Origin of the sequence: Allobosea sp. CS1GBMeth4 (assembly GCF_900185715.1) — a bacterium.
GTDB lineage: Bacteria > Pseudomonadota > Alphaproteobacteria > Rhizobiales > Beijerinckiaceae > Allobosea.
Genome location: NZ_FYAS01000016.1, coordinates 203,279 through 226,237 on the forward strand (window position 1 = coordinate 203,279; position 22,959 = coordinate 226,237).

21 protein-coding genes are annotated in these 22,959 nt (G+C 68.4%); 5 read left to right on the plus strand and 16 right to left on the minus strand.

The features are described from left to right. Nucleotides 1-243 precede the first annotated feature (243 nt). Both CS1GBM4_RS09820 and CS1GBM4_RS09825 read left to right on the plus strand, forming a co-directional pair. On the plus strand, nucleotides 244-1,038 hold the full coding sequence (locus tag CS1GBM4_RS09820; RefSeq protein WP_186418518.1) for a glutamine amidotransferase: 795 nt from the start codon (nucleotides 244-246) through the stop codon (nucleotides 1,036-1,038). Further along, entirely contained in the window at nucleotides 1,035-2,279 is a 1,245-nt protein-coding gene (locus CS1GBM4_RS09825) for an FAD-dependent oxidoreductase (RefSeq protein ID WP_186418519.1), read from the plus strand. Before CS1GBM4_RS09820 ends, CS1GBM4_RS09825 begins: the two co-directional genes overlap by 4 nt. A gap of 160 nt (nucleotides 2,280-2,439) precedes the next feature. On the opposite strand, the gene CS1GBM4_RS09830 is transcribed toward CS1GBM4_RS09825, so the two are convergent. From CS1GBM4_RS09830 to sdhC, 4 genes are read right to left on the minus strand one after another with little or no spacing between them, the layout of a single operon-like run. Beyond that, on the minus strand, nucleotides 2,440-3,225 hold the full coding sequence (locus tag CS1GBM4_RS09830) for a succinate dehydrogenase iron-sulfur subunit (RefSeq protein WP_186418520.1): 786 nt from the start codon (nucleotides 3,223-3,225) through the stop codon (nucleotides 2,440-2,442). A 14-nt stretch (nucleotides 3,226-3,239) separates the two neighbouring features. Next, nucleotides 3,240-5,072 carry a succinate dehydrogenase flavoprotein subunit gene (gene sdhA / locus CS1GBM4_RS09835; RefSeq protein WP_186418521.1) on the minus strand — a complete coding sequence of 611 codons (1,833 nt, stop codon included), beginning with the start codon at nucleotides 5,070-5,072 and terminating at the stop codon, nucleotides 3,240-3,242. 2 nt (nucleotides 5,073-5,074) lie between these two features. Next, nucleotides 5,075-5,467: a succinate dehydrogenase, hydrophobic membrane anchor protein gene (gene sdhD, locus CS1GBM4_RS09840; protein WP_244607152.1), complete on the minus strand. Its 393-nt coding sequence runs from the start codon at nucleotides 5,465-5,467 to the stop codon at nucleotides 5,075-5,077. Nucleotides 5,468-5,478: 11 nt separating this feature from the next. Further along, nucleotides 5,479-5,871 (minus strand): succinate dehydrogenase, cytochrome b556 subunit, encoded by a 393-nt coding sequence (gene sdhC, locus CS1GBM4_RS09845; protein WP_186418522.1) that lies wholly within the window; start codon nucleotides 5,869-5,871, stop codon nucleotides 5,479-5,481. Between the two features lie 264 nt (nucleotides 5,872-6,135). Here sdhC and CS1GBM4_RS09850 point away from each other — a divergent pair, with 264 nt between their 5' ends. Then, nucleotides 6,136-6,960: a hypothetical protein gene (locus CS1GBM4_RS09850; protein ID WP_210201561.1), complete on the plus strand. Its 825-nt coding sequence runs from the start codon at nucleotides 6,136-6,138 to the stop codon at nucleotides 6,958-6,960. A gap of 56 nt (nucleotides 6,961-7,016) precedes the next feature. After that, nucleotides 7,017-7,325, plus strand: a complete 309-nt coding sequence (locus CS1GBM4_RS09855) for a hypothetical protein (RefSeq protein ID WP_186418524.1) — start codon at nucleotides 7,017-7,019, stop codon at nucleotides 7,323-7,325. A gap of 13 nt (nucleotides 7,326-7,338) precedes the next feature. Here the strand turns inward: CS1GBM4_RS09855 and CS1GBM4_RS09860 are convergent, their stop codons facing one another. The 3 genes from CS1GBM4_RS09860 to CS1GBM4_RS24825 all read right to left on the minus strand — a co-directional run bounded on the left by CS1GBM4_RS09860 (nucleotide 7,339) and on the right by CS1GBM4_RS24825 (nucleotide 10,921). After that, the gene (locus tag CS1GBM4_RS09860; RefSeq protein WP_186418525.1) at nucleotides 7,339-8,400 is read right to left on the minus strand and encodes a MaoC family dehydratase; all 1,062 of its coding nucleotides are present in this window, start codon (nucleotides 8,398-8,400) and stop codon (nucleotides 7,339-7,341) included. A gap of 68 nt (nucleotides 8,401-8,468) precedes the next feature. Beyond that, complete coding sequence (locus CS1GBM4_RS09865; RefSeq protein ID WP_186418526.1) at nucleotides 8,469-9,203, minus strand: aspartate/glutamate racemase family protein; 735 nt, start codon at nucleotides 9,201-9,203, stop codon at nucleotides 8,469-8,471. After that, nucleotides 9,200-10,921 (minus strand): serine/threonine dehydratase, encoded by a 1,722-nt coding sequence (locus tag CS1GBM4_RS24825; RefSeq protein ID WP_186418527.1) that lies wholly within the window; start codon nucleotides 10,919-10,921, stop codon nucleotides 9,200-9,202. Before CS1GBM4_RS24825 ends, CS1GBM4_RS09865 begins: the two co-directional genes overlap by 4 nt. Nucleotides 10,922-11,008: 87 nt before the next feature. On the opposite strand from CS1GBM4_RS24825, the gene CS1GBM4_RS09875 reads away from it, so the two are divergent. Continuing rightward, nucleotides 11,009-11,884 (plus strand): CoA ester lyase, encoded by an 876-nt coding sequence (locus CS1GBM4_RS09875; RefSeq protein ID WP_186418528.1) that lies wholly within the window; start codon nucleotides 11,009-11,011, stop codon nucleotides 11,882-11,884. 194 nt (nucleotides 11,885-12,078) lie between these two features. Here the strand turns inward: CS1GBM4_RS09875 and CS1GBM4_RS09880 are convergent, their stop codons facing one another. The 9 genes from CS1GBM4_RS09880 to CS1GBM4_RS09920 all read right to left on the minus strand — a co-directional run bounded on the left by CS1GBM4_RS09880 (nucleotide 12,079) and on the right by CS1GBM4_RS09920 (nucleotide 22,875). Then, nucleotides 12,079-12,492, minus strand: coding sequence for a F0F1 ATP synthase subunit epsilon (locus CS1GBM4_RS09880; protein WP_186418529.1), 414 nt, complete (start codon nucleotides 12,490-12,492; stop codon nucleotides 12,079-12,081). A gap of 149 nt (nucleotides 12,493-12,641) precedes the next feature. Then, complete coding sequence (gene atpD, locus CS1GBM4_RS09885) at nucleotides 12,642-14,117, minus strand: F0F1 ATP synthase subunit beta (RefSeq protein WP_186418530.1); 1,476 nt, start codon at nucleotides 14,115-14,117, stop codon at nucleotides 12,642-12,644. Between the two features lie 129 nt (nucleotides 14,118-14,246). Beyond that, on the minus strand, nucleotides 14,247-15,116 hold the full coding sequence (locus CS1GBM4_RS09890; RefSeq protein WP_186418531.1) for a F0F1 ATP synthase subunit gamma: 870 nt from the start codon (nucleotides 15,114-15,116) through the stop codon (nucleotides 14,247-14,249). A gap of 97 nt (nucleotides 15,117-15,213) precedes the next feature. Further along, complete coding sequence (gene atpA, locus CS1GBM4_RS09895) at nucleotides 15,214-16,746, minus strand: F0F1 ATP synthase subunit alpha (RefSeq protein ID WP_186418532.1); 1,533 nt, start codon at nucleotides 16,744-16,746, stop codon at nucleotides 15,214-15,216. After that, complete coding sequence (locus CS1GBM4_RS09900; RefSeq protein ID WP_186418533.1) at nucleotides 16,746-17,318, minus strand: F0F1 ATP synthase subunit delta; 573 nt, start codon at nucleotides 17,316-17,318, stop codon at nucleotides 16,746-16,748. The genes atpA and CS1GBM4_RS09900 overlap by 1 nt, the downstream gene beginning before the upstream one ends. Before the next feature lie 253 nt (nucleotides 17,319-17,571). Continuing rightward, nucleotides 17,572-19,758 carry a primosomal protein N' gene (locus CS1GBM4_RS09905; protein WP_186418534.1) on the minus strand — a complete coding sequence of 729 codons (2,187 nt, stop codon included), beginning with the start codon at nucleotides 19,756-19,758 and terminating at the stop codon, nucleotides 17,572-17,574. Nucleotides 19,759-19,817: 59 nt separating this feature from the next. After that, nucleotides 19,818-21,314 carry a tripartite tricarboxylate transporter permease gene (locus CS1GBM4_RS09910; RefSeq protein WP_186418535.1) on the minus strand — a complete coding sequence of 499 codons (1,497 nt, stop codon included), beginning with the start codon at nucleotides 21,312-21,314 and terminating at the stop codon, nucleotides 19,818-19,820. A 10-nt stretch (nucleotides 21,315-21,324) separates the two neighbouring features. Continuing rightward, nucleotides 21,325-21,798, minus strand: a complete 474-nt coding sequence (locus CS1GBM4_RS09915; RefSeq protein ID WP_186418536.1) for a tripartite tricarboxylate transporter TctB family protein — start codon at nucleotides 21,796-21,798, stop codon at nucleotides 21,325-21,327. Between the two features lie 81 nt (nucleotides 21,799-21,879). Then, nucleotides 21,880-22,875 carry a tripartite tricarboxylate transporter substrate binding protein gene (locus tag CS1GBM4_RS09920; RefSeq protein ID WP_186418537.1) on the minus strand — a complete coding sequence of 332 codons (996 nt, stop codon included), beginning with the start codon at nucleotides 22,873-22,875 and terminating at the stop codon, nucleotides 21,880-21,882. Nucleotides 22,876-22,959: the final 84 nt, after the last annotated feature.

The following is a 22,959-nucleotide window of genomic DNA, read 5'->3' on the forward strand; positions in this document are numbered from 1 at the left end:
GAAGAATGAGAATGAACGTTCATTCTCATGCCGGAGCCCGGCGCGAAAGTCAATCGGCATCGTCCCTGCGGGTTGCATTGGCGGAAAGCTACTGACGAAAGATTGCACGGAGCATGCACGGCGCTGGCCCCGGCCATGCCCGTCATGGCCGACAATCCGCTTGCCGCAACGCCCGGCAAACCGCATCTTAAGACGCGATCCGGCGTGGAGAATCCGGTCTCGGGAGCGTCAGCGAACGTCGCGATGAACGATCTGTCCTATCGCTTCGAGGCCCGTCGCCGGCTCCGCACCCGCCCGGAGGCAGCGCCGCCGCGCAGGCCGGTGCTGATCGTGCTCCATCAGGAGCATTCGACCCCCGGCCGCGTCGGCCGCCTCATCGCCGAGCGCGGCCACACCCTCGACATCCGCAGGCCCCGTTTCGGCGACCCGCTGCCACCGACCATGCAGGGCCATGCCGGCGCGGTGATCTTCGGCGGGCCGATGAGCGCCAACGACCCCGACGATTTCGTCAAGGCGGAGACCGACTGGATCGGTGTCTGCCTCAGGGAGGAGGCGCCGTTTCTTGGGATCTGCCTGGGCGCACAGATGCTCGCCCGCCATCTCGGCGGGACCGTCTATGGCCATCCGGAGGGCCGGGCCGAGATCGGCTATTACCCGCTCAGCCTGACCGATGCCGGCCACGCCGACGCCAGGGCGAGCAGCTGCAACTGGCCGGGAACCGTCTACCAATGGCACCGCGAAGGCTTCGACTGCCCGCCCGGCGCCGAGTGCCTGGCGACCGGTGGCGATTTCCCGGTCCAGGCCATCCGCGCCGGCCGCAAGGTCTACGGCATCCAGTTCCACCCCGAGGTGACGCCGGCGATGATGTGCCGCTGGTCGGTGCGCGGCCATGAACGCACCCTGCTGCCGGGCGCGCAACTGCGCCATCAGCATCTCGACGGCTGGTACCAGTACGATCCGGCCGTGCGCAGCTGGCTCGACGGCTTCCTCGACCATTGGCTCGCCGAGCCTGTCCTCTCCCCGGACCTGACCAAGTGAACCGCAGCATCATCGTCCTCGGCGCCGGCATGGTCGGCGTCTCCTGCGCGCTCGCCTTGCAGAAGCGCGGCGGCAGGGTCACGCTGATCGACCGGCGCGAGCCCGGCCGCGAAACCTCCTACGGCAATGCCGGCTTGATCAGCCGCTCCTCGATCCTGCCGCTCAACAATCCCGGCCTGTGGAAGAGCCTGCCGAAATATCTGAGCAACCGGCATGCGGCGGTGCGCTATCGCTTCGGCCATCTGCTGCGCAACCCCGGCTGGGCCCTCGGTTTCCTCTCGGAAGCCAGGCCGGGGCGGCTCGGCCCCCGCGTCGCGGCGCTGGAAAGCCTGATCGCGCCGGCCCTGCCCCTGCACAAGCGCCTGATGACCGAGGCCGGCATCGCCTGGCGCCTGCGCGACAACGGCTTCCTCGAGCTCTGGCGCAGCGAGGCCGGCGCCGCCGCGGCGGAAGCGCGCCGGATCTGGCTCGAGGATCATGGCGTGCGCATCGAGGCGCTCGACCGCCAGGCGCTCTCGGCGCTAGAACCCGGCCTGAACCCGATCTTCTCGGCAGCGCTGCTGCACAGGGACAGCGCCTCGGTCGACTGGCCGGGCGCGGTGGTCGAGGCCTATGCCGGCCTGTTCGCCGCACGCGGCGGCACGATCCTGCGCGACGAGGTGACGGCCCTGTCGCGCCAAGGCGAAGGCTGGCGCGCTATCGGCAAGAGCACGCAGCACGAGGCCGACCTCATCGTCGTCGCGCTCGGTCCGTGGAGCGCCGAGCTGCTGCGACCGCTCGGACTGAAGGTGCCGCTCAATGTCGAGCGCGGCTATCACCGCCATTACAGGCCGGCGCAGGGGCGCTTCCTCAACCGGCCGATCTACGATGTCGAGGCCTCCTACATGCTGGCGCCGATGGAGCGCGGCCTGCGCCTGACCAGCGGCGTCGAGCTCGCCCATCGCGACGCGCCCGATGACCACGCCCAGATCGAGCAGGTGCTGCCGCGGGCGCGCGAGGCTTTCCCGCTGACGGAACCGGCCGAGGACGTGACCTGGCGCGGCGCGCGCCCGACCCTGCCGGATTCGCTGCCGATGATCGGGCAGGCGCCGCGCAATCCCGGCCTCTGGCTCGCCTTCGGCAACCAGCATATCGGCTTCTCGACCGGGCCGGTGACGGGAGAGATGCTGGCGGCCATGGTTTGCGGGGAGACGCCGCTCGCCGATCCCGCGCCGTTCAGGCCGGAGCGGTATCTGAAATAGCGTGGAAACGCGCCCGAGCCCGCCGAAGCGCCGCGGAAATTCGCCAGCGTGAGCCGACTGGCGTGGTTGGCGAGAACCGGAGCGGAGCGGACTTTCTGTCCGTGAGCACCGGAAGCGCAGCCAGCCGCGTCAGGCGGCCGCGCTCGCGGATTTGCGCCCCTCAGAGCTGGCGGGCCACCATCATCTTCTTGACCTCCGCGATCGCCTTGGCCGGGTTGAGGCCCTTCGGGCAGGCATTGGCGCAGTTCATGATGGTGTGGCAGCGATAGAGCCGGAACGGGTCCTCGAGATTGTCGAGGCGCTCGCCGGTGGCTTCGTCGCGCGAGTCGATCAGCCAGCGATAGGCCTGCAGCAGCGCCGCGGGCCCAAGATAGCGGTCGCCGTTCCACCAATAGCTCGGGCACGAGGTCGAGCAGCAGGCGCACAGGATGCACTCATAGAGACCGTCGAGCTTCTCGCGGTCCTCGCGGCCCTGCGACCATTCCTTTTCGGGCGCCGGCGTCGTCGTCTTGAGCCAGGGCTCGATCGAGGCGTGCTGGGCGTAGAAGCGGGTCAGGTCCGGAACGAGGTCCTTGACCACCGGCATGTGCGGCAGCGGGTAGATCGCGACCTTGTCCTTACCGCCGCATTCGTCGATGCCGGTGGTGCAGGCGAGCCCGTTCTTGCCGTCCATATTCATGGCGCAGGAACCGCAGATGCCTTCGCGGCAGGAGCGCCGGAAGGTCAGCGTCGGGTCGACCTTGTTCTTGATCCAGATGAGGGCGTCGAGCACCATCGGCCCGCAATCCTCGCGGTCGACATAATAGGTGTCGGTGCGCGGATTGGCGCCGGTATCCGGGTCCCAGCGATAGATCTTGAACTCGGTGACCTTGCTGGCACCGGCCGGCTTCGGCCAGGCCTTGCCCTCGGTCAGGCGGGAGTTCTGCGGGAGATTGAATTCGGCCATCGGTCAGATCGTCCTCAGTACACCCGCGCCTTCGGCTTGATGTATTCGATGTCGTTCGAGAGCGTGTAGGTGTGCACCGGCCGGTCGTCGAGCGTCACGGTGCGGGCCGTGTCGTCGATCCAGGCCAGGGTGTGCTTCATCCAGTCCTTGTCGTCGCGCTCCGGATAGTCCTCGCGGGCATGGGCGCCACGGCTTTCCGGGCGCTGCAGCGCCGAATCCATCGTGACGACCGCCTGGGTGATCAGGTTGTCGAATTCCAGCGTCTCGACCAGGTCGGAATTCCAGATCAGCGAGCGGTCGGTGGTGCCGATATCCTCGATCCCGGCCCAGACCTGGTGGATCAGCTTCGAGCCCTCCTCCAGCGTCTCGCCGGTGCGGTAGACGGCGCAGTTGGTCTGCATCGTCTTCTGCATGCGGTCGCGCAGCACGGCCGTCGGCGTGCCGCCCTTGGCGTTGCGGTACTTGTCGAGGCGGGTCAGCGCCAGGTCGGCCGAGTTCGCCGGCAGCTCCGGCTGCTTCTCGCCGGCCTTGACGACTTCAGCGCAGCGCAGGCCCGCGGCGCGGCCGAAGACCACGAGGTCGATCAGCGAGTTCGAGCCGAGGCGATTGGCGCCGTGCACGGAGACGCAGGCCGCCTCGCCGATCGCCATCAGCCCGGGCACGACCCGGTCCGGATCGCCGCCTTCCTTGGTCAGCACCTCGCCGTGGAAGTTCGTCGGGATGCCGCCCATGTTGTAATGCACCGTCGGCAGCACCGGGATCGGCTCGCGGGTGACGTCGACGCCGGCGAAGATCTTGGCGCTCTCCGAGATGCCGGGCAGGCGCTCGTGCAGGATCTTCGGGTCGAGATGGTCGAGATGCAGGTAGATGTGGTCCTTGTTCTTGCCGACGCCGCGGCCGGCCCGGATTTCCATCGTCATCGAGCGTGAGACGACGTCGCGCGAGGCGAGATCCTTGGCGCTGGGCGCATAGCGCTCCATGAAGCGCTCGCCCTCGGAATTGGTGAGGTAGCCGCCCTCGCCGCGCGCGCCCTCGGTGATCAGGCAGCCGGCGCCGTAGATGCCGGTCGGGTGGAACTGCACGAACTCCATGTCCTGCAGCGGCAGGCCGGCGCGCAGCACCATGCCGCCGCCGTCGCCGGTGCAGGTATGGGCCGAGGTCGCCGAGAAATAGGCGCGGCCATATCCGCCGGTCGCCAGGATGGTCTGCTGCGAGCGGAAGCGGTGCAGCGTGCCGTCGTCCAGCTTGAGCGCGATCACGCCGCGGCAGGCGCCGTCATCGTCCATGATCAGGTCGATGGCGAAATACTCGATGAAGAACTCGGTGTTGTAGCGCAGCGCCTGGCCATAGAGCGTGTGCAGCATGGCGTGGCCGGTGCGATCCGCCGCGGCGCAGGTACGCTGGGCCGGCGGGCCGTTGCCAAACTCCGTGGTCATGCCGCCGAAGGGGCGCTGGTAGATCTTGCCGCCCTCGGTGCGCGAGAACGGCACGCCCCAGTGCTCGAGCTCGTAGACGGCGGCCGGCGCGTTGCGCACGAGATACTCGATCGCGTCCTGGTCGCCGAGCCAGTCCGACCCCTTGACGGTGTCGTACATGTGCCACTGCCAGGTGTCCTTGCCCATATTGCCGAGCGAGGCGGCGACGCCGCCCTGGGCCGCGACGGTGTGCGAGCGCGTCGGGAAGACCTTGCTGATGCAGGCGGTGCGCAGGCCGGCCTGCGAGCAGCCGACCGTGGCGCGCAGCCCGGCGCCGCCGGCGCCGACGACGACGACGTCGAAGGTGTGGTCGGTGATGGCGTAGGCCTGTCCGGCATAGGCCGGCGTGGCGCGGGAGCGGGTGATCGCCATGATCAGCCTCCGAACGAGATCTTCAGGAGCGCGAAGGCGCAGGCGGCGCCGACCGCGATCGCGAAGAAGGTGTTGGCCATCACGGCGACGATCTTGGCGACCTCGTGATGGACGTAGTCCTCGATGATGACCTGCATGCCGATGCGCATGTGCACGGCGCCGGACACGACGAAGAGCAGCATCAGGATCGCGACCTGCGGCTTGGCCAGCGTCGCGAGGGCGGCGGCATGGGGCTTGCCGATCAGCGAGAGCACGACGCAGAGAAAGCCGATCGCGAGGACGAGGTTCGCGACGGCGGTGACGCGCTGCAGCCAGAAATGGCCGGTGCCGGACTTGGCGGAGCCGAGGCCGCGAACGCGGCCGAGCGGGGTGCGCATCGAGGAATGGGAGAGCATCGGCATGTTCCTCAGCGCGTCAGGGCGACGATCCAGACCAGCAGGGTGAGCCCGCCGGAGACGACGACGCTGTACTTCGCCAGGTTCATCCGGGCCTGCGGGCTGTAGCCATGGCCGAGATCCCAGACGAAATGGCGGACACCGCCGACCATGTGGTGCAGCAGCACGAAGGTGTAGCCGAAGAGCACGAGCCGGCCGAGCAGGGAGCCCGCGACCGCCTGGGCGGTCTCGTAGGCGGCCGGGCCGGACGCGGCGGCGATGAGCCAGAGCGCGATCAGCAGGGTGCCGCCATAGAGCGCCACGCCGGTGGCGCGGTGGGCGATCGACATCGCCATGGTCCACGACCAGCGGTAGATCTGCAGATGCGGTGAAAGCGGGCGCGCCGCCGGTCTGACCTCGGCCAAGTTGAAGACTCCCGACCTTTCGAAGCTCACCAAGCGAAGATCGCTTGGTATCGTTCTAGAGTGAATGGCTCTCTAACGAAACCACGCCCCTGCTGCAATGCGGCAGGGATCGGCGCGATTACAGAAATCGAAATCTGTAACTTCGTCCCCGCCGATCGCCCCACGAGCCCGGCCGGCGAAAACCGCCTAAAGCCGGACAAGCGCCCCTCGCTGCCTGCCGCAGAACCGTATCGCACAGGACGAGGATCATCCATGAAATTGGGCATGAGCCTTCCAAAGTTCGACGCCGAGCTGAACACCGACACCTGCGATCCCTACAACAACGCCGAATTGACCCTGACGCTGAAGCTCGGCTTCCGGCAGATCAATCCGGCGGGCGGCGCGGCCGAGGGCACCTATCACGATTATGGCCGCGCGACCGAACCGACGCGCAAGATCGTCAAATGGACGGTCGGCAGCTGGAATCTCTGGCGGAAGAACTTCGTCGACACCGCGGCCCGCTTCTGGAACGGCAAGTTCTGGCTCTCCAACAATTTCCCGGTCTACGAATTCGAGAAGAGCGGCACGAAATACCGGCCGAACATCTGGTGCCGGCTGAAGATCGAGGATCGCGACGTCGCGCTCGGCGGCCACCATCACGTCATCGACGTGGTCCGGCTGCACAGGAGCGAGACCTGGTTCGGCTCCCATGCCAAGCTCTACGACAGCCTCGACACCAATTCGGTGCAGAAGGGCACGAGCAGCAAGGGCAAGGCGATCATGCAGCGCGCCCACGTCCACGAGGTCGGCCATCTCCTCGGGCTCGGCCATGTCGACATCGGCAAGGCGCATTGCCCGCCCGGCGGCGACACCAATGCGACCGATTGTTACGGCGTCGCCGACGTCGACAAATATTCGGTGATGGGCCAGGGCATGCAGTTGCGCCTGACCCACGCCATGCCCTGGCGCAAGGCGATGGTCACGCTCTCGGGCAAGGGCAATGCGCTGACCGCGACCGATTGGGAGGCGAAGATGCAGCGCATCTATCCACGGATCCCGTCGGAGGTGGCAACCAACGCCATGCTCACGCACCGGCCCCTGCGCAAATGACGGGCGCGGGAGCCTTCCGAACCGCCATGATGCGAGCCCTCTCGCGAAACCTCGCCATGGTCATTCTCGTTCTCAGCGGGATGGTCGGCCTGCTCGGCCCCGCCCACGCCACAGGAAAGCGCTGCCAGATGAACGCGATCGAACGCTCCAAATGCATCATCGAGGCGATCCTCGCCGATATCAGCCGCACCTACAGCCAGGTCGGCGGCGGCGGGATCAGCGCGATCAAGCAGAACTCGACCACCTCCTTCACCGTCTCGATCTCGCAGGAGGAGCGGGTCGACCTGCTGACCTACGAGGCGACGATCGACGGCAGGGGCAAGGTCAGCGTCAGGAAGACGGGCGAGGGCACGCAATCGCCCTGACGCTCCCGCGGCCTCAGCGCGGCAGCAGCACCCAGCAGTCGAAATCGAGGATCACGCCGTCGGCATACTGGTCGGCGTGCTTCAGCGGGTGCTCGTTGCAGGGCAGGTTCTTGGTCGCGACGAGGCGCAGGCGCAACGCGCCGACATCCTCGCGCCCCGGCACCGCGGCGGCATCGAGCACCTCGCTCCAGGCATGGACGGTGTCGCCGGCGAAGAGCGGCGCGACATGGCGCCCGCCATTGATCGCGGCGATGTGGAAGGCGTTGCCGAGCCCGTTGAAGGACAGGGCCCGCGCCAGGCTGATGACGTGGCCGCCATAGATCAGGCGCTTGCCGAAGCGGGTCTCGCGCGCGCCATAGGCATCGAAATGCACCTTGGCGGTGTTCTGGTAGAGCCGGGTCGCGAGCTGGTGCTCGGCCTCCTCGACGGTCATGCCGTCGACATGGTCGATGCGCTCGCCCGCCTGGTAGTCGCCCCAGCGGAAGGGCGAGCCGGCGAGCGCATCGTCATAGGCGGCCAGATGCAGCGGCGGACAGCCCTCCCCGAGCGCCTCCGGCGCGACGCTCGTCGGCAGTTCCGGCACCAGCTCGAACTCGGCCGGCGTGCCCGGCCGGCGTTTGCGCACCAGCACCCATCGGGCATAGCTCAGCACGATCTCGCCATGCTGGTTGCGGCCGATGGACCGGACGTAAACGATGCCGGCGTCGCCGCCCGAGGTCTGCTTCAGGCCGATCACCTCGGACGTGGTCGACAGCGTGTCGCCCGGGAAGACCGGCCTGAGGAAGCGGCCATCGGCATAGCCGAGATTGGCGACCGCATTGAGCGAGATGTCCGGCACCGTCTTGCCGAAGACGATGTGGAAGACGAGCAGGTCGTCCACGGGCGCTTGCGGATAGCCGATCGCCCGGGCGAAGGCGTCGGAGGACTGCACCGCGAAGCGCGGGCCGTAGAGCGCCGTGTAGAGCGCGACGTCGCCCGCCGCCACCGTGCGCGGCGTCGCATGCGGAATCGTCTCGCCGAGCCGGAAATCCTCGAAGAAGCGGCCCGAACTGGTCTTGCTGGCGATCTCGGACATCGGCGTGCTCTCGCGGCGGGCCGCCATTGTGCGCTGCCGCGAGGCCCGGCGTAAAGCCGCACCGAAGTCTAAGCCCGGTGGAAGTCGCGCGGCCTCAGGCCGGCATGGAACCAGGTGATCAGCGAGTAGATGTCGTAGACCGGCAGCCCCGTCGCCGCCTGCACCGCCGCCGCATAGGGCGGCATGTTGGTGCATTCGAGCACGATGGCGCCGACTTCGGGATGCTCCGCGACCAGGCGCCGGGCGGCCGCGACCACGTCCTGCTCCGCGAGGTCGATGTCCATCTCCTCCTTCTCCGCCTTGATCAGCACGCGGAAGAATTCACGGCCGCCTTCGGTGCCGGCCACCGGCGTGTCGGCGGGGACGCCGACGGCGGCGAGATGCTGCGGCGTCAGGGTCGCGGCCGAGACGGTGACGAGCCCGACGCGCTTGCCGGGCGGCAGGGTCGCCTGCACCCAGGGGACCTGCATCAGCGAGGAGGTCGCGACCGGCACGCTTACGGCAGCGGCCAGTTCCTGCTGAAACAAGGAGAGGAAGCCGCAATTGGTGGTGATCGCCTCGGCGCCGAGACGGACCAGTTCCCGCGCCGCCGCGACGAAATCGGGCAGCAGCCCGGTCGCGCCTTGCAGCACCACCTTCTCCGGGCTCGCGCCCGAGACCACCCGGTAGAGCACCGGGAAGGGCCAGGTCGCGGCATTGCCCATGTCGCCCAGGATGCGCGGAAAGCGCGCCTCGAGCATGAGCACGCCGAGCGGGGCGCCATAGACGGCCTTGCCGCCCGTCGCGATGCCGCGCCCGCTCATGCCGTGATCTCGGCGAGCTTGATGAGATCGACATTGCCGCCGCAGACCAGGACGCCGAGACGCTCGCCGGGTTGCGGCTTGTAGGAACCGGCGAGCAGGGCGCCGAGCGCCGCGGCGCCGCCCGGCTCGACCGCGAGGCGGAAATCGCGCCAGAGCACGCGCTGCGCCTCGGTGATCGCCGCATCCGGCACCAGAGCGACATGGTCGATCGTGTCCTTGCAGACGTCGTAGACGAGTTGCCCGACATTCCGGGCGCCGAGCGAATCGGCCGCGACCGAGGCGACAGTGACGGTGACCGGCCCTTTCGCCTCCAGCGCCGCCTGCAGCGCCCGCGAGCCTTCCGGCTCGACGCCGACGACCTTGACATCGGTGCCGGCGAACCATGCGGCGATGCCGGAGATCAGCCCGCCGCCGCCGACCGCGACGAGCACCGTGTCGAGATCGGGCTCCTGCCTCTGCCATTCGCGGCCGAGCGTGCCCTGGCCGGCGATCGTCTCCCTGGCGGAGAAGGGATGGATCTTCAGCGCACCGGTCTCGGCCACGAACCTGTCGCAGGCGGCCTGGGCGTCGTCATATTGCGCCCCGCCGATCCGGACGTCTGCGCCGAAGCGACGGATCGCCTCGACCTTCGCCGCCGGCGAGATCTCGGGCACGAAGATCGTCGCCTTCACGCCGCGCTTGCCGGCGGCATAGGCGACGGCGGCGCCGTGATTGCCGCCCGAGGCGGCGGCGACGCCGGCGGCCGGCACGTCGAGCGAGAGCAGGTTGTTGAAGGCGCCGCGCGCCTTGAACGAGCCGGCGTGCTGCAGGCATTCGAGCTTGAGCGAGACATCGGCACGCGAGTCGAAGGCGCCGGTGCCGAGCCGCATCACCGGAGTGGTGCGGACATGGCCGGCGATGCGGTCGGCCGCGGCCTCGATCATCGGGCGCGGCACGGGCTTCTCTGTCATGGCTGGGTCCTGGGCGAGGGAGCGATCAAAGGTCCAGATCGCGATCGGTAGACCGTGGCTATCGCGTCCCGGCGGATCGGGGAAGGGCTTGCCGCGCCCGGCGGCAATGTGCCGGGCGACGACCAGCGCCGCGAGCGCGTCGAGGAGATCATCGGCAGCAGCGCCCTGCGGCGGCCGGGCATGAACGATCCCGGCCGGCAGCCCTGCCGCCAGCAGCAGCGCACGGCGCTCGGCCATCCCCGCCGGATTGACCGCGCCCTTGATCTTCTTGGGATGGATGAGCGGGGCGCCGCGCATGGTGCGGAAGGCGAGCTCGGGATGCGTCTCGAAGATGCGCTCGCGCCAGCCGGGATCGGCGCGCAGCAGCGCGTCGATCTCGCGGATGCGCGGGAAGAGATGGAAGCCCTGCTTCGAGACCTTGCGCGGCGGCTGCGATGTCGCCAGCGCCATCTCGCATGCCGCGGCATAATCGGCAGCGTGGACCGCGCTGCGCGAGGGGATCGAGAACACCGAGGATTGCCGCTCCCCGAGCAGGGCACGCACCGCCTGTTCCGGCCCGCGCCCGGAGCCGGCGATCCGATCCGGCAGGCCGATCGGCATGTCGACCGCGATCAGCCCAAGCACGGGTGCCCCAGCGAGCAGAGCGCTCCAGTTCGGGAAGACCCGGAAAATTGGTGATTGCGCGCCCGACAGATCGCAGAAGGCCGCGATCCAGCCCGCCTTGCAGCCGTCGACACCGGCGATCCAGCCCATCGCAGCCCCCGTCATCCGTCTTTCGCAGAACTGACATTGCATTGCGGCGCGATCTACTGTGCACTGCAGCGAACCCGGCGACCCGCAATCCGGAGAGACAAGATGACCGATATCCGCCCGCGCCGCAGCGTCCTCTATATGCCGGGCTCCAATGCCCGCGCCCTGGAGAAGGCCCGCGAGATCGCCGCCGACGCGCTGATCCTCGATCTCGAGGACGCGGTGGCGCCGGACGCCAAGGATCTGGCGCGCGAACAGGTCTGCGCCGCGGTCAAGGCCGGCGGCTATGGCAGGCGCGAGCTCGTGATCCGCACCAACGGCGTCGATACGCCCTGGTTCGACGCGGATCTCGCCGCTGCGACCGAGGCCGCGCCCGACGCGATCCTGATCCCGAAAGTGTCCTCGCCCGAGACGCTGGTCGAGATCGGCCACCGCCTGACCGGCCTCTGGGCCAGGCCGGAGACGCGGGTCTGGGCGATGATCGAGACGCCGCTCGCCATCCTCGATTGCGAGAGGATCGCCCGCGCCGCCCGCGATCCCGTCACGCGCCTCGCCTGCTTCGTCCTCGGTACCAACGACCTCGCCAAGGAGACGCGCGCCCGCTTCGTGCCGGGCCGCGCCCCGATGCTGCCCTGGCTGACCACGGCGATCCTCGCTGCCCGCGCCCATGGCGTCGACGTCATCGACGGCGTCTTCAACGACCTCAAGGACGAGGCCGGCTTCCGCGCCGAATGCGAGCAGGCGCGCGATCTCGGCTTCGACGGCAAGACCCTCATCCACCCGAACCAGGTCGGGGTGGCGAACGGCGTCTTTGCGCCGGAGGAGACCGAGCTGGCGCGTGCCCGCGCGATCATCTCCGCCTTCTCCGAGCCCGAGAACGCCGACAAGGGCGCGATTCAGCTCGACGGCCGCATGGTCGAGCGCCTGCATGCCGAGATGGCGAAGCGCGTCGTCGCGCTGGCCGAGGCGATCGCAGCCTGATCGCCCTCTCCGTCATGGTCGGGCTTGTCCCGACCATCCACGCCTTCCTTCGGATAGTGTGGTTCAAGACGTGGATGCTTGGCACAAGCCCGAGCATGACGCGAAAACTGCCCGACGGCGGTGCCCACTGAGGCCAAACGAAAAAGGCCGGGAGCGCGCTCCCGGCCTTCTCGATTCCGTCCAGCAGGCTCGGCTCAGGCCGCCTTGCGCTGCTCGAACACGCCCTTGAACTCACGCAGCTGCACGAGCTGGTCGTGCAGGCGCTTCTTCTCGGCCTCGTCATGCGAGCCGGCATGGCGGGTCTCGGCGGTGATGATCTCCTGATCGAGCACGGCGCCGTCGACGTCCTCGATGAAATGCGCGAGCTCGGCCAGGATGGTGACGCTCGTCGCGTTGACCTCGGCGAGGCCGCCCGAGACGAAGAATTCCTTGCCGTTGCTGGTGTCGGTCTGGACCAGGACGATGCCCGGCTTCAGCACCGCGACGACCGGGGCATGACCGGCGAGCACGGTCATCTCGCCCTCCACCGACGGCACGATGACGCTGACGGCGTCGCCCGAGAACAGGATGCGCTCCGGCGAGACGAGTTCGAATGTGAAAGTGGCCATCGCAAATCTCTCCAGGCTCGTCATGGTCGGGCTTGACCCGACCATCTCTGAAACCAGTGTCTTCTCGTCCAGAGATTCTCGGGGCAAGCCCGAGAATGACGCGTGTCACGTCTCCCGGCCGGCGAACCGGCCGGAATGGCCCGTGAACCTTACGCAGCCTCGGCGGCCAGGCGCTGGGCCTTCTCGACCGCTTCCTCGATCGAGCCGACCATGTAGAAGGCCGCTTCCGGCAGATGGTCGTACTTGCCCTCGACCAGGCCCTTGAAGCCCTTGATCGTGTCCTCGAGCGCGACCAGCTTGCCCGGCGAGCCGGTGAATACTTCCGCGACGTGGAAGGGCTGCGACAGGAAGCGCTCGATCTTGCGGGCGCGGGCGACGGCGAGCTTGTCCTCTTCCGAGAGCTCGTCCATGCCCAGGATCGCGATGATGTCCTGCAGCGCCTTGTAGCGCTGGAGCACCTGCTGCACCTGGCGGGCGACGGCGTAATGCTCCTCGCCGACGATCGCCGCCGAGAGCATGCGCGAGGTCGAGTCGAGCGGGTCGACCGCCGGATAGATGCCCTTTTCCGCGATCGAGCGCGACAGCACGGTGGTGGCGTCCAAGTGCGCGAACGAGGTCGCCGGCGCCGGGTCGGTCAGGTCGTCCGCCGGCACGTAGATCGCCTGCACCGAGGTGATCGAGCCCTTGGTCGTGGTGGTGATGCGCTCCTGCAGGTTGCCCATGTCGGTGGCGAGGGTCGGCTGATAGCCCACCGCCGAGGGGATGCGGCCGAGCAGCGCCGACACCTCGGAGCCCGCCTGGGTGAAGCGGAAGATGTTGTCGACGAAGAACAGCACGTCCTGGCCCTGGTCGCGGAAGTGCTCGGCGACGGTCAGGCCGGTCAGCGCGACGCGGGCGCGGGCGCCCGGCGGCTCGTTCATCTGACCGTAGACCAGCGCGCATTTCGAGCCCTTGGCCGAACCGCCATGCTCCTTCGGGTCCTTGTTGACGTTCGACTCGATCATCTCGTGATAGAGGTCGTTGCCCTCGCGGGTACGCTCGCCGACGCCGGCGAACACCGAGTAGCCGCCATGCGCCTTCGCGACGTTGTTGATCAGCTCCATGATCAGCACGGTCTTGCCGACGCCGGCGCCGCCGAACAGGCCGATCTTGCCGCCCTTGGCGTAGGGCGCGAGCAGGTCGACGACCTTGATGCCGGTGACGAGGATCTGCGCCTCGGTCGACTGCTCCGAATAGGTCGGAGCGGGCTGGTGGATGCCGCGGGTGTCGGCGGCGCCGATCGGGCCGGCCTCGTCGACCGGCTCGCCGATGACGTTCATGATGCGGCCGAGGCACTCGTCGCCGACCGGAACCGCGATCGGCGCGCCGGTGTCGGTGACCGCCTGGCCGCGGACCAGACCCTCGGTCGAGTCCATGGCGATGGTGCGGACCGTGTTCTCGCCGAGGTGCTGGGCGACCTCGAGGACGAGGCGGTTGCCGAGGTTCGTGGTCTCGAGCGCGTTCAGGATCTCCGGCAGGGCGCCGTCGAACTGCACGTCGACGACGGCGCCGATGACCTGCGAAACGCGGCCGGTGCCGGTGTTGGCGGGCTTGTCGGTCTTGGTCTTGGTAGCGGCTTTGGCCATGGTTCGAACCTCGGATTCGCTTTCGGCGTGTCGGGTGGCCGGCACGCCGGCCCAAAGTTAGGCGGTTAGAGCATGATACCGAAAACTGGGCACCGGTTTTCGGCCGGCATCATGCGCTCTTCTCAAAAACTATAGCGCTTCCGCGCCGGAGATGATCTCGATCAGTTCCTTGGTGATCATCGCCTGACGCGAGCGGTTGTAGATCGTCGTCTGCTTCTTGATCATCTCGCCGGCATTGCGCGTGGCGGAGTCCATCGCGGACATGCGCGCGCCCTGCTCGGAGGCGGCGTTTTCGAGCAGCGCCCGCAGCACCTGGACCGTCAGGTTGCGCGGCAGCAGCGTCTCGAGGATCTCGCTCTCTTCCGGCTCGTAATCATAGACCGCGTCGGTCGTCTTCGCGCCGGCCGGGATCTCGGCCGGAATGATCTGCTGCGCCGTCGGAATCTGCGAGATCACCGACTTGAACTTCGAGAAGAACAGCGTCGCGACGTCGAATTCGCCATTGGCGAAGCGCGTCAGGATGTTCTGCGCGATCGCTTCGGCATTGGCGAAGCCGAGCTGCTTGTAGGCGCGCAGGTCGACGAGCTCGATGATATCAGCCGCGAATTGCCGGCGCAGGATGTCATAGCCCTTCTTGCCGACGCAGATGATCTTGACCGTCTTGCCTTCGGCCTTGAGCGCATTCGCCTTGTCGCGGGCGAGACGGGCGATCGAGGAGTTGAAGGCGCCGCACAGGCCGCGCTCGGCCGTGCAGACGACGAGCAGCTGGACCCTGTCCGAGCCCGTGCCGGCGATCAGCCGCGGCGCGCTGCCGTTGGCGAGGCCGCCGGCGAGATTGGCGAGCACCGCCTCCATGCGCTCGGCATAGGGACGGGCGGCCTCAGCCGCCGTCTGGGCCCGGCGCAGCTTCGCCGCCGCGACCATCTGCATGGCCTTGGTGATCTTCTGCGTCGCCTTCACCGAGGCGATGCGGTTGCGTAGGTCCTTGAGGGACGGCATCCGGTCTTGATCCCCTATCCGTCACTGCCGGGGCAGCGACGAAGCATCCAGAACTGGCGCGCAGCGGGGCTGGATTGCCTCGCTGCGCTCGCAATGATCAGGCGAAGGACTTGGCGTAGCCCTCGACGATCTCCTTCAGCTTCGCGGCGTTCGCGTCCGAGAGATCCTTCGAGGCGCCGATCTCGTTCAGGAGGTCGGCATGCTTGCTGCGCACGAGCGAGAGGAGGCCGTCCTCGAAGGCGCGCACCTTGCCGACCGGCAGCGGGTCGAGATAGCCGTTGACGCCGGCATAGATCACCACGACCTGCTCTTCCATCTTCAGCGGCGAGAACTGCGGCTGCTTCAGCAGCTCGGTCAGGCGGGCGCCGCGGTTGAGCAGGCGCTGGGTGACCGCGTCGAGGTCGGAGCCGAACTGGGCGAAGGCGGCCATTTCGCGATACTGCGCGAGCTCGCCCTTGATCTTGCCCGCGACCTTCTTGGTCGCCTTGGTCTGCGCCGAGGAGCCGACGCGCGACACCGAGAGGCCGACGTTCACCGCCGGGCGGATGCCCTGGTAGAACAGGTCGGTCTCGAGGAAGATCTGGCCGTCGGTGATCGAGATCACGTTGGTCGGGATGTAGGCGGAGACGTCGTTCGCCTGCGTCTCGATCACCGGCAGCGCCGTCAGCGAGCCGAGGCCGGCGGCCTCGCCCATCTTGGCGGCGCGCTCGAGCAGGCGGGAGTGCAGGTAGAACACGTCGCCCGGATAGGCTTCGCGGCCCGGCGGGCGGCGCAGCAGCAGCGACATCTGACGGTAGGCGACGGCCTGCTTCGACAGGTCGTCATAGATGATCACGGCGTGCATGCCGTTGTCGCGGAAGTACTCGCCCATCGAGCAGCCGGCGAACGGCGCCAGGAACTGCATCGGGGCCGGGTCGGAGGCGGTGGCCGCCACGACGATGGAGTACTCCATCGCGCCGCGCTCCTCGAGCACCTTCACCAGCTGGGCGACGGTCGAGCGCTTCTGGCCGACGGCGACGTAGACGCAGTAGAGCTTCTGGCTCTCCGGCGCACCTTCGACGTTCAGCGGCTTCTGGTTCAGGATCGTGTCGAGCGCCACCGCGGTCTTGCCGGTCTGGCGGTCGCCGATGATCAGCTCGCGCTGGCCGCGGCCGATCGGGATCAGCGCGTCGATCGCCTTGAGGCCGGTCGACATCGGCTCGTGCACCGACTTGCGCGGGATGATCCCGGGCGCCTTGACGTCGACGCGGGCGCGCTGGGCCGCCTTGATCGGCCCCTTGCCGTCGATCGGGTTGCCGAGCGCGTCGACGACGCGGCCGAGCAGCTCCTTGCCGACCGGCACGTCGACGATGGCGCCGGTGCGCTTGACGGTCTGGCCTTCCTTGATCTCGCGATCCGAGCCGAAGATGACGACGCCGACATTGTCGCTCTCGAGATTGAGGGCCATGCCGCGCACGCCCGTCTCGAACTCGACCATCTCGCCGGCCTGGACCTTGTCGAGGCCGTAGACGCGGGCGATGCCGTCGCCGACGGAGAGAACCTGACCGACCTCGGTGACCGAGGCTTCCGAGCCGAAGTTCGAGATCTGCGACTTCAGGATAGCGGAGATTTCAGCGGCGCGGATGTCCATCAGCCGACCTCTTTCATGGCAAGACGAATAGAATTGAGCTTGGTTTTCAGGGACGCGTCGACCATGCGCGAGCCCATCTTGACGACGAGGCCGCCGATGATGGCCGGGTCGACCTTGACCGAGACGTCGACATCCTTGCCGGCGACCTCCTTGAGGGTCGCGGCGATGTCCTTGAGCTGGGCGGCCGAAGGCTGCTCGGCGAGCGTGACCTCGGCGCTGACCACGCCCTTGGCCTCGGCGACCTTGGCGCGGAAGGCGCGGATCATGCCCGGCAGCGCGAACAGGCGGCGCTTGCTGGCGACGAAGCCGATGAAATTGGCGGCCAGCCCGGTGATGCCGGCCCTGGCGGCGAGCGCGGTGACGGCGGCGACCTGATCCTGGGCCGAGAAGGCGGGGCTGCCGATCAGGCGCCTGAGATCGTCGCTCTCGGCGATCATCGCGCTGAAGCTGCCGAGATCCTTGGCGACGGCATCGACCGTCTTGGCCTCGCTGGCCAGCTCGAACAGAGCCGTCGCATAGCGCTCGGCCACGCCCGAGACAGGGGACTGTTCCTGCGATCCGCCCTCGGCCACGCTCTCGCTCTCTCTTTCAAGGGACCGCTCCGGCGACCTTCTGGCGAAGGTGGAGTGCACGGCCCCGACGCTGCGATGATCAAGCGCACGACGGTCCTGTTCCAGGGCTTTCGGCGCTTGGATTGCGGCGGTGCACTAGCATGGGGTTTCAGGGGGCGCAACCGACGAAACACCCGCGTCTCATGCTTTGGATGCGGTCGAAAGCAGCAGCCGGCGCAGGTCTGCGCCGGAGCCCCGCGCGAGCCTCGCCCGCTCAGAGGAAGCTCTGCGGATCGACGTCGACCGCGACCCTGACCGAGCCCTTGGGCCGCGGCGCCCGTCTCAGCCACGCCCGCAGATAGTCTTGCAGGTTGATCTCCCTTGCGGTGCGGACGATCAGCCGCATGCGGTGGCGCCCGCGCAGGATGGCGAGCGGCGCCTCGGCCGGCCCGAGCACGGCGACGCCGGCCGGAGCCTCGGCGCAGCGGGCGAGCGCCCGCGCATGGGTCTCGGCCTCTGCTTGCGAATTCGCCGAGACGATCAGCCCGGCGAGCCGGCCGAAGGGCGGCAGCCCGGCGGCCTCGCGCGCCGCCGTCTCTGCGGCGTAGAAGCGTTCGGGATCGCCCGAGATCAGCGCCTTCAGCACCGGGTGGGTCGGGTCATGCGTCTGCAGCAGCGCCCGCCCCGGCTTCTCGCCACGCCCGGCCCGTCCGGTGACCTGCCTGAGCACCTGGAAGGTGCGCTCGGCGGCGCGCGGATCGCCCGAGGTCAGGCCGAGATCGGCGTCGATCACGCCGACCAGGGTCATGCCGGGAAAGTTATGGCCCTTGGCGACGAGCTGCGTGCCGATGACGATGTCGAACTCGCCCTGCGCGACCGCCGTCAGTTCCTGCTTCAGGCGCTCGGTCCCGCCGGGGAAATCGCTCGAGAGCACGATCGCGCGCGCCTGCGGGAACAGGGTCGCGACCTCTTCGGCCAGGCGCTCGACGCCCGGACCGCAGGCGACCAGGCTCTCCGGCTGGTGGCAGGCCGGGCATTCGTGCGGCCTGCGCTCGACATGGCCGCAATGATGGCAGACCAGCGCCCGCCTGAAGCGGTGGTCGACCAGCCAGGCCGAGCAGTTCGGGCACTGGAAGCGGTGGCCGCAATCGCGGCAGAGCGTCAGCGGCGCATAGCCGCGCCGGTTGAGGAAGAGCAGCGACTGCTCCTTCGCCTCGAGATTGGCCTCGATCGCCTTGACCAGGCCGGACGAGAGCCAGCTCCCGCGGTCCGGCTTGTCCCTGCGCAGGTCGATCAGCCCGAGCGCGGGCAGCTCGCGCCCGCCATAGCGCTCCGGCAGCTTGAGATGAACGTAGCGGCCGCGCTCGGCATTGACCCTGGTCTCCAGCGAGGGCGTCGCGGAGGCCAGCACCACCGGGGCGTTCTCGATCCTGCCGCGCACCACCGCCATGTCGCGGGCATGGTAGGCGACGCCGTCCTCCTGCTTGTAGGCGGCCTCGTGCTCCTCGTCGACGACGATCAGCCCGAGATCCTTGTAGGGCAGGAACAGCGCCGAGCGCGCACCAGCCACGACCAGGGCCTCGCCCCTGGCGATCGCCGCCTGCAGGCGCTCGCGCCGCCGTCCGCTCACCCCCGAATGCCACAGCCCCGGCCGGACGCCGAAGCGCGCCTCGAACCGGTCGATGAACTGCGCCGTGAGCGCGATCTCCGGCATCAGGATCAGGCTCTGGCGTCCGAGCCGGATCGCCTCCGCCACCGCCTCGAAATAGACCTCGGTCTTGCCCGAGCCGGTGACGCCCTCGAGCAGCGCGACCTGCCAGCACTGCTTGCGCACGAGACTCGCCAGCGCCTCGCCCACCGCCTGCTGATCGTCGGAGAGCTGCGGCCGGGCGTGATCGGGATCGGGCCTTGCCGCGATCGCCTCCTGCGGCAAAGCCTCGACCGAGAACGTGCCGGCATCGACGAGGGAATCGATCACCGCCGTGCTGACCGAAGCGGCCTCGGAGAGGGCCGACTTGCCGATCAGCAGCCCGCCCTCTGCCGCGGCGATGGCGCGCGCCCGGGCCGGCGTCATCCGCGCCGGCGGCGCACCGGCGAGCCTGACGCCGAGCTTCGGCCGCTCCGGCGTGTCGTCGGGCGGGCGGCGGAGCGCCAGCGCCAGCACCGAGCCCTTGGCGGCGAGCGTGTACCAGGCCACCCAGTCGACCAGCTTGCGCAGCGCCGGATCGAGCGGCGGCAGATCGAGCTTGGCCGAGACCTTCTTGAGGTTGCCGCCGCGGCCGGCGCCCGCCTCCCAGACGACGCCGACCGTCTCGCGCGGCCCGAGCGGCACCTGCACGACATCGCCCGGCGCGAGGCTGAGCCCCGCCGGAACTGCATAGCTATAGGCCTGGTCGAGGCCGAGCGGGATCAGCACCTCGACCGTGCCGCCGCCCTGCCCCTCGTCGAGCGCATCGTCCATGCGCCGCTTCTAGCACTGATTCGGCGCTGCGGCCGGGCCGGAGCGCGATCGGAGCCGGTTCAGGCCGCCGCGGGCTGGCGCCGGCCGAACGGCAGCACCTTCCACAGCATCGCGCCCCAGAGCAGCAGCGTCAGCACGCCCAGCGTGCCCGCGATCGGCCGGTCGAGGAAGCCGATGAAGGAGCCGTTCGACTTGATCATCGAGCTCATGAAGTTCTGCTCGAGCATCTCGCCGAGAACGAGGCCGAGGATCAGCGGCGCGACCGGGATGCCGTGCTCCTCGAGCAGCCAGCCGAACACGCCCATCACCACCATGAGCACGACGCCGTAGAGCGAATTGGTCATGGCGAAGGAGCCGACCATGCAGAAGATCAGGATGACCGGCAGCAGGATGTTGCGCGGCACCCGCAGGATCTGCTTGGCCGACTTGATCGCCGCCCAGCCGAGCGGGAACATGATCAGGTTGGCGAGGATGAAGATGATGAAGACGGCGTAGATCAGCTCCGGCGTCTGCAGGAACACGGTCGGCCCCGGATTCATGCCCTTCATGTAGAGCACGCCGATCACGATCGCGGTGATCGAGTCGCCGGGGATGCCGAAGACCAGCGCCGGGATCCAGGCGCCGCCGAGCGCCGAATTATTGGCCGAGGTCGAATCGACGATGCCCTCGATATGGCCGGTGCCGAACTTCTCCGGCTCCTTCGACAGCTTCTTCGAAACGGCATAGGACACCCAGGCCGCGATGTCGGCGCCGGCGCCCGGCAACGCGCCGATCACCGTGCCGATCACCGAGCCGCGGATGAAGTTCTTCCAGTATTTGCGCGTGACGCCGCCGAGGCCGGCGAACATGTTGCCGACGCTCTGCTGCACCATCTTGCCGGCCTTCTCCATCGTCACCGCGCCGCGCAGCAGCTCCGAGACCGCGAACATGCCGATCAGCGTCGGGATGAAGTTGATGCCGGAGAGCAGGTCGACATTGCCGAAGGTGAAGCGCGGCTGGCCGGCGGCCGGATCGATGCCGATGCAGCCGATCGCGAGGCCGATGAACAGCGAGAGCAGGCCCTTGAGCGGATCGCCCGTGCCGATGAAGACTGCGCAGGTCAGGCCGAGGCAGGCGAGCCAGAAATATTCGAAGGAGGAGAAATTGATCGCGACCTCGGCCAGGACGGGCGCGAGCACGATCAGGATGATCACGCCGAAGATGCCGCCGAGCACCGAGAAGACGAGGTTGACGCCCATGCACAGGTCGAGCTGACCCTTCTTGGTCATCTCGTAGCTCTCGTCGGCATAGGCCGCCGAGGCCGGCGTGCCCGGCATGCGCAGCATCGCCGCCGGGATGTCGCCGGCGAAGATCGCCATCGCGGTCGCCGTCACGATCGCGCCGAGCGCCGGCACGGGCGACATGAAGAAGGTGACCGGGACCAGGAGCGCGGTCGCCATGGTCGCGGTCAGGCCGGGCATGGCGCCGACGAACATGCCGAAGACGGCCGAACCCATGATGACGGCCAGGACGTAAGGGTCGAAGACCAGGCCGAAGGCGGTTGCGACTGCGCTCATCCCCGCCTCCTCAGAGCACGCTGTCGAGGATGCCGCGCGGCAGCGGCACGCGCATCATCGAGCCGAAGAACCAGTGCACCAGCAGCGTCATCGTGGCCGCGACCACGCCCGCCGTCAGCGGCCTGACGCCGAACCAGAGGAACAGCACGAGCTGGATCAGGAAGGCGCAGGGGATGAAGCCCAGCGGCTCGGAGGCGACGACATAGAACGCCATCGCCGCGAGCATCAGCGCGAAGGACGCCACGCGGCGGGGGTTGCCGGTCCAGTCGTCGGGCTGCAGCCAGCGGCCTCCGGCCGCCCGTTCGCGGAGACCGCGAACGATCAGCAGCGCCGAGCAGCCGATGATGCCGGCCCCGATGATGCGCGGGAACAGGCTCGGCCCATATTGCTGTCCCGGAAAGGCGGGGAACGAAAAGGTCATCGCGATCATGGCGGCGGCGATCAGCAGGAACGCTGCCCCGACGACGGCGTCGTTGAAACGCATGCAATGTCTCCATCCGCCCGCGCGCATGCTCCGCGCGGGTCGGGGCCGGCTCGTCGCCGGCCCCTCCAATGAACAGGTTGGTCAGGCCTTCTTGGCCAGGCCCGCCGCGCTCATCGCCGCCGCCATCGCCTTGTCGCCCTCGGCCATGAACTTGGTGAAGCCGGCCTGGTCGGCGAAGGTCATGCCGAAGCCGCGGGCATTCATGAAGTCCTGGAACTCCTTGGAGTCGTAGGCCTTCTTCAGCTCGGCGATCAGCTTGGCCTGGATCTCGGCCGGCAGCCCCTTCGGCCCGGCGATGCCGCGCCAGGCGCCGACCGAGTAGTTGATGCCGAGCGTCTCGTTCAGCGTCGGCACGTCCTTGAACTGCGGATTGCGCTCCTTCGCCATGATGGCGAGCGATTTCGCCTTGCCGGCATCGATCATCGCCCGGCCCTCCGGCACCGAGCAGGTGACGATGTCGACGCCGCCGGCCGCCAGATCCTGCATCGCCGGAGCCGCGCCGTTGGACGGCGCCCAGGCGACATGGTCGGGCTTCAGGCCCATCGCCACCAGCCAGCCGATCAGCGCCAGATGCCAGATGCCGCCCTGGCCGGTTCCCGAAGCCTTGAACTTGCCTGCCGGCGCCGCCTTGATCGCCTCGGCGAGGGCCTTGATGTCCTTGTACGGGCTCGAGGTCGAGACCTGCACGCCCGGAGGATCCTCGTTCATCAGTGCGAGCGGCGTGTAGCTCGTCGGATTGAGGTCGGTCAGGCCCTGATGGTGCATCATCGTGATTTCCACGGTGATCATCCCGATCGTGTAGCCATCGGGCGCCGCGGTCGCGATCGCCGAATGGCCGACCACGCCCGAGCCGCCGGTGCGGTTCACCACGTTGAAGGGCTGGCCGAGATTCTTCTCGAGCAGCGACGCGATGATGCGCGCCGTCGCGTCGGTGCCGCCGCCGGCGCCCCAGGGGCAGACCAGGGTCACCGGCCGGTTCGGCCATTGCGCCTGGCCGATCGCCGGGCGCGCGATCAGCCCGGTCGCGCCGGCCGCGGCCGCGCCGGCCAGGACCGAACGTCTGCTGATTTTGCTCATGTTGGGCTCCTCCCGTTCAATCGATTTAAAACTTGAAAGCTTCTTCGCCTCGCGGCGCGGCTTCCTTCGCATCGTCCGCTATCA